Here is a 13,753-nt window from a genome sequence, read left to right as displayed (position 1 = left end):
GTATTATAATTGGTTTATTTTGCTTCTGAACAGAAAATTCTGTACTGTACTGCAAGAGCCGATTTAAAGTATTCTCTTATTTTCGAAAGGTCAGAGGCTGCACTTTGTTTTGTAAAATAACTTCCCGCCAGAATTTTATAGTTGGGCCTTAAAGAAGCATCCGTCTCCACTTTCAGATTAGGAAATCGCTTTCTGAAATATGCTTTTACCTCATTTGCTTCTTCATTACTTTTCACTGTAGTAATCTGGATCTTAAATCCTAAAATTCTAGGATTTTTACGACAGATTTCCGCATTCGTAAGTTCTCTGTTCGGAACATAAATTTTAGAAGGCTTTGTGGGAATAGTTGTACCACTATCCACAGTATTGTCTTTCACCGTACCTGTAGATACAGTTTTAGAACACTTTCCTTCGATGCCTTCCAAAGCTGCACTCACTTTGGAGTCCATAGTCATGGTAAGCTCAGTTCCCGCAAGGGTATCTTTTTTAACAACCTGCTGTGCCTCAATGGTATAAAATCCGAATAAAGATATTATCGAAAATATTTTGATTAAATTTCTCATTTAAACTTGTTTCCGCAAATTTATACAAATTAAAAAATTATACCAAACATGGTTATTTAGAATCAATACAAATTAAACGTAAATGATATTTTCCCTTTTCCATATACCGTTAAATTCCTGTTAAAAATATTATTTTTGCGGAATTGATTGAATGTTCAATATTTTACTAACATAAGATAATTTAAATGATTAGTTGGAGAAAGCATTATAAACAAACGTTGATCGCAATAGGCTTATTGCTATCAACCAGTGCTTCAATTTACGGGCAAGACGGCGATCCAAAAAATGGTGAGAAACTTTTCAAAGCGAATTGTACTGCATGTCACGCGCTGGATAAACAGGTAATAGGACCTCCTTTGAAAGGAGTTGTAGAACGTGTAAAGACAGAAGGTGGTGTAGACAAAGATTGGCTTCACAAGTGGATCAAGGACAACAAAGCTCTGAGAGCTTCTGGAGACAAATACGCCAATGAAATTTTTGAAAAGTATAACAAGACTGAAATGCAGGTCTTTCCAAATCTTACCGATAAGGATATTGACGACATTTTAGCTTTTACAACTAATCCTCCGGCACCAGAACCGGAAAAAACAGCAGAAACAACTCCAGGAGGAGAGACTGCAGCTGCTCCGGCAGACAAATCCACAACAAACATTGTGATCATTTCTCTTTTAGCAATCGCAGGTTTATTAGTATGGATCTTAATTAAACTAAGACAATTGGTTAAATTAGGTCAATCTGAAGACTTAGCCGGACTAAACGAAACAAGAGTTAGATCTTTCAGTGAAATCTATCAGAAATACCACTATGTAGGTAAAGCAGCATTAGGTATCCTTGCTATTTTAGCAGCTTATGGAGTTTGGAACTGGATTATGTGGATCGGGGTTTACAAAGGGTATAAACCAGAACAGCCTATCTATTTCTCGCACAAAATCCACGCTGGAGAAAATAAAATCGACTGTCAGCTGTGCCACTCAAGTGCTAAATACGGAAAAGTATCTGAAATCCCTTCTATGAACGTTTGTATGAACTGTCACAGAACCATTTCTGAATACAACGGTAAATACCTTGAGCCAGGAAAAGACAAAGCATTCTACGACGGAGAAATCCAGAAGATTTATGCTGCAACAGGCTGGGATCCTGCAAAACAACAGTACACAGGAAAAACACAGCCAGTTGAATGGACAAGAATCCACAACATGCCAGACTTCGTTTACTTCAACCACTCTCAGCACGTAGTAGCAGGTGAGCAGGCGATCATCAACTCTTTCAACAAGAAAAATCCTAACAACAAAATTGATGTTGTTTGTAAAGCTTGTCACGGAAAAATCGATACAATGAATGTTGTTCAGATGGCTAACGACTTTACAATGGGATGGTGTATCGAATGTCACAGAACAACTGAGGTTGATATGAACAACGGTTATAATAAAGAGTACTTCAAGAATCTACACGACAAGTTGAAAAAACAATACCCTAAAGACGGCGGTAAGATCACTGTAGATGCAATTGGAGGTCTTGAGTGTGGTAAATGTCATTATTAATAACTAAAAAATTAGAAGTATAAATGGCTTCAAACAAAATACAATTCAGAAGTATTCATGAACTTAAAGATCCAGCTTTAAATAATAAGCTGGCTCAGAAAGAGTTTCAGGAAGAAATTCCGGTAGAAGATTTCCTTGGAGATGCTGAACAGAACGGATCAAGTACTTCAAGAAGAGATTTCTTAAAATTATTAGGATTCTCAACGGCAGCGGTAACACTGGCTGCCTGCGAAGCTCCGGTTATTAAAACGATCCCTTATGTGGTAAAACCGCATGACATCATTCCGGGGGTTCCAAATTATTACGCTTCAACTTATTTTGATGGTTTCGATTTCGCCAGCGTTTTAGTAAAAACCAGAGAAGGAAGACCAATCAAAATTGATCCGAACCCGGCAGCTGGTGATTTAGGTAAAACTAACGCAAGAGCTCAGGCAAGTGTACTTTCTCTTTATGATAACGATAAAGTAAAGCAGCCTAAATTTGAGGGTAAAGACGAAACTTTCGATAAAGTAGACAGCTTCGTTCTTAAAGGATTAGATGAGGCCAAGGCAGCAGGTAAAAAGATTGTACTTTTATCACACTCTTTACCTTCCCCTACTTTCAAAAAATTATTTGCTGAATTCAAAGCTAAATATCCTACAGCAGAATTAGTAACTTATGATGCTTTCCCTTACTCTGCAGCTTTAGATGCTGCTCAGGAAGTATTCGGACAAAGAGCTTTACCAGTTTACGACCTTAAAGGTTCAGAATTGGTAGTTTCTTTCCAAGCTGATTTCTTAGGAGATTACAACGCTGCAAGCTTAGAAACATCTTATGCGGCAGCTAGAAAGCCAGGTCCGAACATGTTGAGACACATTCAGGTGGAAGCCAACATGTCTTTAACAGGTGCTAACGCAGATTCAAGATACAGATTAAAGCCAAGTGCTGTAAACAAAACTTTAGTTGAAGTTTACAATGTAATCGTAGGAGGAGCCAGCACTTCAGATAAAGCAGCTTCTGAGATTGCGAAAGAACTTAATGCAAAAGGCAGCAAAGCTGTTGTTTTCGCTGACGGTTCAAAAGGGGCTCAGGTTTTAGCGCACTTAATCAACCAGAAGTTAACTTCAGTTGCTTTCACAGGTAAAGCTAACTTACTTAAAGAATTTGATAACGCAAGATACCAGGAATTCTTAGGATGGGTAAACGGTGGTCAGGTTGGCGTATTGATCGCGAACAATGTAGACCCTATCTACTCTCACCCGAAAGGAGAAGATTTCAAGAAGTCTTTAACTAAAGTTCCTTACGTAATTGCTGTTGCTGATAAGAAAAATGAAATGTATAAGGCAGCGAAAGCTGTTATTCCGGTAGCTAACTGGTTAGAGTCTTGGGGAGATATTGAGCCTCAGACCGGAGTATATTCATTAATGCAGCCTACAATCCAGAAGATCTACAAATCAAGACAGATTGAAGAATCTCTATTGGTTTGGAAAAATGGTAAAAATAATGCTGCCAACAGCTACTACGATTACTTAAAAGCCAATGCACCTTCAGTTTTAGGAGGTACCTCTTTCAACAAAGCTTTATATAACGGGATCAATACTTCTTCTAACGCTACAACACTAGCTTATACAGGAGGAAATGGAGCTCAGGCTGTTGCTGAATTAGGAAACTTCAAAGCTTCTGATTTAGAATTGGTATTATACACCAAGCCTTCAATGGGTGACGGTACTCAGGCTAACAACCCTTGGCTTCAGGAATTACCGGATCCGTTGACTAGAATGTCTTGGGATAATTATCTGACTATTTCTCCAAAAGATGCAGAAAAGTTTGCTATCGATAACGATCTTAATGCAAGAATGCAGTTAGACGGTTCAATTGTAAACCTTACTGTAAACGGAGTAACAATAAAAGATGTTCCTGTATTCATCCAACCAGGACAGGCAGAAGGATCAGTAGGTCTTGCGCTTGGTTATGGTAAGAAAAACTCAGGAGCAACTGCTGATACCGGAGTAAATGCATATCCTTTATTTGATGGTTCTAACTTAGCTGTTTCAGGAGTTAAGATCGAAAAAACAGGAGAAAGCCATGAATTTGCAGGTATCCAGCTTCAAAATACATTAATGGGCCGTTATGAGATTGCTAAAGAAGTTCCTTTGGCAGAATTCATCAGCGTACCTTTCGATGACGAACACAAAGGATGGAACAAGCCTTTGGAATACCACACCATCAGTGGAGCACTTCCTGCGAGAAAAATTGACCTTTGGGATGCTTTTGATGATACAGACGGACCTCACTTCAACCTATCTATTGACCTGAACTCTTGTACAGGATGTGGAGCATGTATTATTGCTTGTCAGGCTGAAAACAACGTTCCTGTAGTAGGTAAAGAAGAGATCAGAATGTCAAGAGATATGTACTGGTTAAGAATTGACCGTTACTATTCTTCAAGACAGAAGGTAGAAGTATACGAAGGATTGAAAGAAGGAATGGCAGTACCTGAATTATATGGGACAGCATTCGGAGACGGAGGGGCATTGAACCACCCGGCAGATAATCCAGATGTAATCTTCCAGCCAGTAATGTGTCAGCACTGTAACCACGCACCTTGTGAAACAGTATGTCCGGTAGCGGCTACTTCACATGGTAAGCAAGGTCAGAACCACATGGCTTACAACAGATGTATCGGTACCAGATATTGTGCAAACAACTGTCCATACAAAGTAAGACGTTTCAACTGGTTTACATATAACCTGAATGATAAGTTCGACTTCAACATGAACAATGATTTAGGAAGAATGGTACTTAACCCTGACGTAGTTGTAAGAACAAGAGGGGTAATGGAGAAATGTTCAATGTGTATCCAGGAAACTCAGGCAACGATTCTAGCTGCTAAGAGAGAGAACAGAAAAGTAACAGACAATGAGTTCAAGAACTCTTGTGCATGTGCTGCTGCTTGTTCTACCGGAGCAATGACGTTCGGAGATATGAATGACAAAGAGTCTGAAGTTAGAGAATTATACTCCAGCAACAGAAGATATTATTTACTAGAGGAGATCGGAACCAAGCCAAATGTGTTCTATCACGCTAAAGTAAGAAACAGAGTAGAAAAATAAAGTTTAAATAATAAATAGGTAAAAAATGTCAGGACATTACGAAGCTCCGATAAGGGAACCTCTAATTATTGGTCACAAAACTTATCACGATATCACAGAAGATATTGCACGACCTATCGAAGAAAGAGCAGGTAAATTATGGTGGATCTCATTATATGCAGCCTTAGTTCTATTCATCTATGGATTCGGATGTATCGCTTATACTATCGGAACAGGTATTGGAGCATGGGGGCTTAACAGAACTATTAACTGGGGTTGGGATATTACCAACTTCGTATGGTGGGTAGGTATCGGTCACGCCGGGACCCTAATCTCCGCAGTATTATTATTATTTAGACAGAGATGGAGAATGTCTGTAAACAGATCTGCAGAGGCGATGACGATCTTTGCGGTTGTACAGGCAGCAATCTTCCCGGTAATTCACATGGGTAGAGTTTGGGTAGGATATTGGGTATTCCCTTTACCAAACCAATTCGGTTCTCTTTGGGGGAACTTCAACTCTCCTCTACTTTGGGACGTATTTGCAATCTCTACGTATTTCTCAGTATCAACAGTATTCTGGTTCATGGGACTAATCCCTGACTTTGCAATGATCAGAGACAGAGCGAAAACGCCTTGGACTAAAAAGATTTATACATTCCTTGCATTCGGTTGGGGTGGTAAAGCAAAACACTGGCAAAGATTCGAAGAACTATCTTTGGTTCTTGCAGGTTTAGCAACGCCGCTTGTATTCTCAGTACACACTACCGTATCTTTTGACTTCGCAACTTCGGTTATTAAAGGATGGCACTCTACAATCTACCCTCCTTACTTCGTTGCCGGTGCGATCTTCTCAGGATTTGCAATGGTACAGACGCTATTGTTGGTTGCAAGAAAAGTGTGTCACTTAGAAGAGTACATTACAATGTATCATATCGAAATTATGAACATCGTAATCATCTTAACAGGTGGTATGGTAACTGTAGCTTATGCTACTGAATATTTCATCGGATGGTATTCCGGATCAAGATTTGAAGACTTTACTTATCTTTCTCCAGGTGCTGCTGTTGGACCTTACTGGTGGGCTTTCTGGTCACTGATTATCTGTAACCTTGTAGTTCCTGCTTCATTCTGGTTTAAGAGACTAAGAACGAACATTATCTGGACTTTCATCGTTGCATTGATCATCAACATCGGTATGTGGTTTGAGCGTTTTGATATCATCGTTATCAACCTTTCAAGAGACTACCTACCAGGATCATGGACTATGTTTAAGCCGACGATCATTGACGTAGGTGTATACTTAGGAACAATCGGATTCTTCTCTGTATTATTCTTATTATATGCGAGAACATTCCCTGTAATTGCACAGGCTGAATTAAAATCGATTTTGAAAATCTCAGGTGAAACTTATAAAGCAAAAGAAGGAGATGAGCACCACTAAAATTGTATACGGACTTTATGCTGACGACGACGATTTAATGAACGGCGTTAAGGCATTCAACGATAAAGGAATCAAAATAAACGAGGTTTATACTCCGTTTCCGGTTCACGGACTTGACAAAGCTTTAGGGTTAAAGAAAACAAGAATTTCTGATGCCGCATTTATATATGCGCTTTATGGGGTAACCATCGGTGCTACTATAACATGGTACGTAATGAACCATGACTGGCCGCAGAATATTGGTGGTAAACCAGCTTTTGACTGGGGACACAATATGCCTGCATTCGTAGTTCCAATGTTTGAATTAATGGTATTCTGTGCCGCTCACATGATGTCTTTAACTTTCTTGGTTAGAAACAAAATGTATCCGGGAGCTCCGGCTCAGAACCCAGATCCAAGAACTACCGATGACAAGTTTTTAATGGAATTTGTAACTGATGATGTAGAATCTGTAAAACAGTTGCTTATTGAAACTGGAGTTGAAGAAATAACTGTTAAAGATGCTTAAAATGAAAAAGAACGTATTAAGAATTACAGCAGTTTTAGGTTTAACAACCGTTTTACTTAACTCTTGCGGACCAAAAGAAAATACACCATTAGTATATTTCCCGGATATGTATTTTCCTGTAGCTTACGATCCATTGATGAAAGCTGAGGATGCTTATTCCGATCATGAAAATGAAATTCCTGCTTTCGTTAAAAACAACGGAGCAACCGGACTTTCTCCAGTAGAAGGAACCGTAGCTCAGAACAAAGACGGAGTTTTTGAAGAAAGTCTTTTACCTAAAAATGTTGACGAGTACAATGCAGGGTATGACGCTTCCAAAAAGATTGCTGCCTCTCCTTTGAATCCTGCTAATGCAGAGAAAGATATTGAAAGAGGAAAATTCTTATTTGAGCGTACCTGTGCAGCTTGTCACGGTACAGGAGGAGATGGACAAGGACCAATAGTACAGAGCGGAGCCTATTCAGGAGTTCCAAACTATGCAGATAGAGAAATTACTGTAGGATCTGTTCATTATGTATTAACTAACGGTAGAAACGCGATGGGGTCTTATGCAGGACAGCTAAACCCTGGTGACAGATGGAGAGTAGCCATGTATGTGATGAATGCTTTCAAAAAAGGAGCAGCAGCACCGGCAGCAGCTACGGCAACTCCAGCAGCAGCAAAAACTGAAACGACTACCGAAACTAAAAAATAAGAAAAGAAATGTATAGTTTTTCACCAAAATTAAAATCAACTTCTATAATACTTCTTGTTGTAGGTTTAATTCTATTCGGTGCCGGTTATTTCATGAACCATGGTCTGGATGATGTTAAGATAGGAGAAATGATGGAAGCTGTTCATGCTTCAGGTCATACTGCCCCTACCCACTCAAGTGAAATGGTAGGTCCACAGGATCACCAGGCTCATTTGGAACATGCTAAAATGCAGGTTCACAACCAGCCTTTAGCTTCTCTTCACTTTGTAGCTGTCTTTTTCTTTGGAGTAAGTTGTGCTGTACTGTTTTTCTACTGTATTCAGCACGCAGCACACGCAGGATGGCCAATTATTATTACAAGAGTAATGGAGGCTATTGCTTCTTTTATCCCTTACGGAGGTGCTATTCTGATTATTATGATGATCTTAAATATCACTCATAACGGACACCTTTTCCATTGGATGGATCCGGCTTTAACTGATCCTAAAGATCCTCACTTTGATGTGATCCTATTTGAAAAGAAGAAATTCTTAAATATTCCTTTCTATGCAGTAAGAACTTTAATCTATGTGATTGGTGCTTCTTTCTTCGCTTGGAAACTTAAGGCTCAATCTAAGAAAGTAGACGAAACTAAGTCTAAAGTAGAGTATCAAATGCTTTACAGATGGTCTGTAGGTTATATTGCATTCTTCGGATTTGCATCTGCAGCTTGGGCTTGGGACTGGTTGATGTCTATTGACCCTCACTGGTATTCTACAATGTATATCTGGTATTCAATGGTTAGCTGTCTTTCAAGTGGTATTGCGGTAATCATTCTTTTAAGTGTTTATCTTAAGAAAAATGGTTTCCTTCCACAGTTCAATGATAACCACTTACACGATTTAGGAGTATTCCTATTCGCTACAAGTATGCTTTGGACGTATACATGGTTTGCACAGTTCATGCTTTACTGGTATGCCAACGTTCCGGAAGAGGTGAACTACTTCTTCGGAAGATTCCAGCACTACTCTCCTACTTTCTTACCAATGCTGATCATCAACTTCTTATTACCACTATTGGTATTAGTAAGCAGCAGCATCAAGAGAAATTACAAAGTAGTAACAACAATGGCTGTTGTAGTTATTTTAGGACACATCTTAGACTACTTCAACATGGTAATGCCTGGAACGGTAGGACCATACTGGAAAACTCCTGAAGTATTCTTATTAATTCTGGGAGCTGTTCTATTTGTTGTTGGATTATTTATGTTTACTGTACTTTCAGCTTTATCTAAACTGAAGTTGATCCCTACAGGAAACCCATTCTTACACGAATCTGAAATTTATGAATATCCTTTCTAAGGATTTTGTAACAGAAATAAAGAAAAAAAGACTGATTGTAATGATCAGTCTTTTTTTATGGACCAAAGTCATCAGGCAACCATTCTGAATTTTGTACGTCTATAAAAAAGAAGATATAACCACTAAAAACAATTTCTTATTATGAAAACAAAACTATTAATTTACTCCGTATTCATATTTCTGTTCAACTTTATCCAGGCGCAGACCATTACTTTCGTTTCTGAAAAAACAAATAAACCTCTTCCCAAAGTTTCAGTTTTTGGCAAAGACGGGAGTATTCTCGCCTATTCTGATATTGACGGAAAGATTGATAAAAAGGTGTTGAGCCCGGATCAGGAAAAATTCCAGCTGGTGTATAACAATTTTCCTGTTGCCACTCTTTCTTATGCAGACCTTAGTCAGGAAATAATCAGGATCAATGATCAGGTAAAAGAAATCGAAGCAGTGATCATCAAAAACACAAAACCTGCAAAATATATTTTCATTAAAGGAAACTTTAATGCCTATGTAACAGTTAACAATAAACTTAACAGTTATGCAGACGGTATTGCCACCTATATTTTTGACAACAAAACAAAAAAACTGAAAAGTGCCAATGTTGAGCAATACAGAGTATTCAGACTGACCGATGCTAAAGAAGAGAAAAAACAAACAGCATCCTGGGATTATGGAAGTTCGCTTCAGATTCCTAAGCTAAAAAATGTAGGAAATCCCGAAGAATATAAAACAAAGAAAAATACCATTAAAGAACTGAAAGGTGACCGTAAAGATCAGATTGAAGTAACCGGTGCCGCTCTTCAGGAAAAAGAATTTTCCCTATTCGGATTTAGATTCTTTGATATTAGAACCATCCTGAATATGTCTTTCGAAAAAGAATCAGAAAAAACACTCAAGGATTTCCTGGAATATAACGAAGTAGCCTTTGTAAAATTGAAACATAAGAGCGAACCGGATTATACCCAGATCATTCTTTATAATAATTTTTATCCTACAGAATTTAGCTTCAGCAATGACAATGATATTGAGAAAGTGAAGTTTGATAAAAATAACAGCAATTACAATGCATCCTACTGGCAGGACTCTTCATTCCCTAATATGCAGACTATTTTCAGCAGCTTTTTTAAAGGTGACTTAAAGGAACAGCCTAATAAAAAATAGTGAAAATAGCAGGATTCAGACTTTTGGAAAACATAAAGTAAAATAAAAATCCAGTATTAATAAAGGTTTTACTAAATTTGTAGCAAACCAAATAAAAATGAAAAAGTTTTCTTTGCTACTTATTTTCAGTTTGTTGCTGTTTACAGCATGCAAGAAAGATCATGTAGATGCTACGAATACTAAAACGCTGCAGTCCAGTATCAATGATATGACTTCCAGCCTTTCAACGATTAACCAGATCAAGTTCAATGAAGCTCTTTATATTCTGAAGACCTTTGGTGTGGAAGCTGATGGAGATGTGGAGGAACTTAAAGCCTTAGGAAAACTTATCAATGGTAAAAAAGTACCTGAGATCCTATCCATGGCTGACGGTGTCGCTCAGAAAAACGGCATTGAATGGGCAAGTACAGCCCCGCCATCTCTTGGAGAAATGAATATCTTCGGGGATGACAAAGCAAAAGAAACGGACCCTAATGACGTAAAAGCAAGCTCATTAACGATTACTGCCAATCCAACAGGAGATGACGGAACAGGTGCTGCTACGGCTATCCAGATCGTTCCAAGATTAGTAGATATTGCAGGAAAACCCGTTTCATTCACCGGAGCAGGTCTTGAAGCAACTTTAGAGGTATTCAGCAACGGAGTAAAGCTTGCTACCGCTAAAAACCTGATGCAGGATAATAATTTCAAAGGATTTAATCTTAAATTCTCATCCATTCCTGCTGCAAAAGTGGTAGACAATAAAATTGACATTACTGTGTCTGTAAAAACAACAGCTAAAACTTTTAAAATGTCTAAGATCGGGCTTGATGTAAATCCTTCCGCTCTTAAGGTTCCGGCTGCTCCAAAAACGGACTCTACCGCTGTCAATCAAGATCCAAGTGCTGTTATTGATCCAAATAATCCGGGATCTACAACTCCAGGTACTACTACAGATCCAAATGCAACGCCGACTCCAACAACACCGGCAGCACCTAAACAACCTGCTGCTGATCCGAAAAATACGGTAACCAAGTTCTTAAGCAATGTAAGCTCACAAAACCTTAAAGCGGCTTATGATGCTTCCAACAACCCAGGATGGGGAAGCTATGAATCTTTCTCCAATCCTAATTCAGGATTTGGTTCTGTGAAAAATGTAAGCGTAAAAAACATCAGTACCAATGGAACAACAACCAACAGTGCCAGCGTAAATGCTACTTATGATGTAACGGATAAAAACGGAAAAACAACTTCATTAAAAGTTACTTTCGGACTTAAAAATGTAAACGGTGACTGGAAAATTTCCAGCTATAAAATAAATCCATAAATGGCATCAGCAGAACTGATCACAAGACTTAACGAAACCATTGAAAACATCCCTGATTTTCCTATTCCCGGAATACAGTTCAAGGATATATCCCCCATTTTCTTAAATCCGAAGCTTTATGAGGATGTTATTGCTGATCTTGTGGCTTTCAGTAAAGGAAAGGTAGATGCTGTATGTGGAATAGAAAGCCGCGGTTATCTTTTCGGGATCGCCATTGCGGTTGCGTTAGAAGTTCCTTTTATTCTCATCAGAAAAGCGGGAAAACTTCCTCCCCCAGTAATCTCAGAAAGCTATGATCTGGAATATGGAAGCGCCATCATTGAAACCCGTGAAGGGCAGATAAAACCTGGGCAGCGAATTCTGATCCATGATGATCTTCTGGCCACAGGCGGAACCACAGAAGCAGCAGCAAAACTGGTTGAAAAACAAGAAGCAGTTGTATCCCAATTCAGCTTCCTGATTGGATTGACAGGATTGAATGGTGATGAAAAGCTGAAAAAATTTAACGCAGAAGTTTATCATATTTTAGAATATTAGATCTTATAAAAATATTTTCGGCTCCGCTCAGCATGACAGCAACTGACAAGCATATAAAAACGCAGCATCAGAGAAGTCGTTCAGAGCGGAGTCGATTCGTTTTCAAGGTTCATCATTGACAATTCACTCTATTTATTTAAATAAAATCAATAATACTCACAAAGTATTTTGTAAATCATTCAGAAACAATTAAATTTGCATTTCAATTTTTAGAAATTTATGGCAAAATTGGGAAAGAATGCTCAGAATGAGCAAGAAGGTAAAGAAACCGTTGAGTTTTTTAAAGACCTTGACAGAGAAGCTTTAAACACTGAAAGATTCCTTGAAAAATATTCAAAACCACTAAGTATTGTTTTTGGTGCTTTGGTATTGGGTGTTTTAGGGTTCTTTGCTTACAAGCAGTTTGTAGTAGCTCCTAAAAACGCTGAAGCCGTAAAAAGTTTCCTAGCTGCTCAGAAAAACCAGATGGATGGAAAGGATAAAGAAGCTTTGGGTGGAAAATCTGCAGCTAATCCTGGATTTGTTGGAACATACAACGAATATTCAAATACAAAAGTAGGTAAACTTTCAGGATACAATGCCGGATTATTAAAATTCAAAGAAGGAAAATTCCAGGAGGCTTATGATCTTTTCGATCAGTTTTCATCTGACAATAAAACATTAATGGCTCTGAAATACGGAGCAATGGCAGATGCAAAATCCGGACTTAATAAAAATGATGAAGCTTTAGCTTTATTAGACAAAGCAGCAGGAGCATCAAGTGATCCTTATACAACCTACTATTTCACAAGAAAAGCAGGTATTGTTGCAATAGGATTAAAGAAAAATGCTGAAGCTAAAAAATACTTCTCTACTATTGACGAGAAATATCAGGATTATGACAACGGAATGTCTGATTCTTATATTGAAATGACTAAATACTTTTAAAAAATGGCAACAGTTAATCTTTCCGATTACAAGCCACTTCATATAACTAATGCCGAAGATTTTTCTATCGGCATTGTTTTTTCTGAGTGGAATGATTTTGTAACGTACAATCTTCGTGATGCAGCTTTGGAAATTCTTGAAAAAGAAGGCGTAAAACCAGGAAACGTTAAACTTTTCCCGGTTCCGGGTGCCTTTGAGCTGAATTACGCAAGCATGCAGCTTTGCAAAGAGAGAAAATATGATGCAGTAATCGCTATAGGATGCGTAATCCGTGGAGAAACCCCTCATTTTGATTACGTATGTTCTGCAGTAGCACAAGGAATCAAAGACTGCAATATCATGACAGATACCCCTACCATTTTCTGCGTACTTACAGACGATACCAAAGAACAGTCTGTAGCAAGAAGCGGCGGTGATTTGGGAAATAAAGGTGTAGAAGCAGCCGTAACCGCTCTGAGAATGATCGATTTCAAAAAGAACCTTTCAGAGAAGAAAGGAAACATAGGTTTCGGACACTCTTAAACCTGTTAATACAGCTTAACGATACAAAGGACTATTTTTCAATAGTCCTTTTTTATTGGATCACGTTTAAACATCATGATCTCCAGAACTTTCTCTGCCTTAACATATTTTAAAAAAAATTAAAAAATGGATAAGAAATATC

12 protein-coding genes are annotated in these 13,753 nt (G+C 38.3%); 11 read left to right on the top strand and 1 reads right to left on the bottom strand.

The window, feature by feature from the left end; genetic code table 11:
• Positions 1–14: 14 nt before the first annotated feature.
• Positions 15–563, bottom strand: coding sequence for an SPOR domain-containing protein (locus tag FW768_RS16140; protein ID WP_153397153.1), 549 nt, complete (start codon positions 561–563; stop codon positions 15–17).
• 185 nt (positions 564–748) lie between these two features.
• Between FW768_RS16140 and FW768_RS16135 the strand changes: the two genes are divergently transcribed.
• The 11 genes from FW768_RS16135 to ribH all read left to right on the top strand — a co-directional run bounded on the left by FW768_RS16135 (position 749) and on the right by ribH (position 13,611).
• Complete coding sequence (locus FW768_RS16135) at positions 749–2,104, top strand: c-type cytochrome (protein ID WP_153397151.1); 1,356 nt, start codon at positions 749–751, stop codon at positions 2,102–2,104.
• 23 nt (positions 2,105–2,127) lie between these two features.
• Positions 2,128–5,196, top strand: coding sequence for a TAT-variant-translocated molybdopterin oxidoreductase (locus FW768_RS24060; RefSeq protein ID WP_153397149.1), 3,069 nt, complete (start codon positions 2,128–2,130; stop codon positions 5,194–5,196).
• Between the two features lie 25 nt (positions 5,197–5,221).
• Positions 5,222–6,619 carry an NrfD/PsrC family molybdoenzyme membrane anchor subunit gene (gene nrfD / locus FW768_RS16125; RefSeq protein ID WP_050021927.1) on the top strand — a complete coding sequence of 466 codons (1,398 nt, stop codon included), beginning with the start codon at positions 5,222–5,224 and terminating at the stop codon, positions 6,617–6,619.
• On the top strand, positions 6,606–7,127 hold the full coding sequence (locus FW768_RS16120; protein ID WP_062698310.1) for a DUF3341 domain-containing protein: 522 nt from the start codon (positions 6,606–6,608) through the stop codon (positions 7,125–7,127). The genes nrfD and FW768_RS16120 overlap by 14 nt, the downstream gene beginning before the upstream one ends.
• A complete protein-coding gene (locus tag FW768_RS16115; protein WP_153397147.1) occupies positions 7,120–7,821 on the top strand; it encodes a c-type cytochrome in 702 nt (233 codons plus the stop codon). Before FW768_RS16120 ends, FW768_RS16115 begins: the two co-directional genes overlap by 8 nt.
• 8 nt (positions 7,822–7,829) lie before the next feature.
• Positions 7,830–9,161 (top strand): quinol:cytochrome C oxidoreductase, encoded by a 1,332-nt coding sequence (locus tag FW768_RS16110; protein WP_153397145.1) that lies wholly within the window; start codon positions 7,830–7,832, stop codon positions 9,159–9,161.
• 141 nt (positions 9,162–9,302) lie between these two features.
• Positions 9,303–10,319: a hypothetical protein gene (locus tag FW768_RS16105; RefSeq protein WP_153397143.1), complete on the top strand. Its 1,017-nt coding sequence runs from the start codon at positions 9,303–9,305 to the stop codon at positions 10,317–10,319.
• Between the two features lie 97 nt (positions 10,320–10,416).
• Positions 10,417–11,625, top strand: a complete 1,209-nt coding sequence (locus tag FW768_RS16100) for a hypothetical protein (protein ID WP_153397141.1) — start codon at positions 10,417–10,419, stop codon at positions 11,623–11,625.
• A complete protein-coding gene (locus tag FW768_RS16095; protein ID WP_153397140.1) occupies positions 11,626–12,162 on the top strand; it encodes an adenine phosphoribosyltransferase in 537 nt (178 codons plus the stop codon). It begins immediately after the preceding gene.
• A gap of 219 nt (positions 12,163–12,381) precedes the next feature.
• Complete coding sequence (locus FW768_RS16090; RefSeq protein ID WP_153397138.1) at positions 12,382–13,089, top strand: tetratricopeptide repeat protein; 708 nt, start codon at positions 12,382–12,384, stop codon at positions 13,087–13,089.
• Between the two features lie 3 nt (positions 13,090–13,092).
• Positions 13,093–13,611 carry a 6,7-dimethyl-8-ribityllumazine synthase gene (ribH, locus tag FW768_RS16085; RefSeq protein WP_153397136.1) on the top strand — a complete coding sequence of 173 codons (519 nt, stop codon included), beginning with the start codon at positions 13,093–13,095 and terminating at the stop codon, positions 13,609–13,611.
• Positions 13,612–13,753 lie beyond the last annotated feature (142 nt).

This window comes from Chryseobacterium vaccae, assembly GCF_009602705.1.
GTDB lineage: Bacteria > Bacteroidota > Bacteroidia > Flavobacteriales > Weeksellaceae > Chryseobacterium > Chryseobacterium vaccae.
The sequence above is the reverse complement of the archived record's forward strand: the minus strand, read 5'-3'. Positions and strand labels throughout refer to the sequence as shown.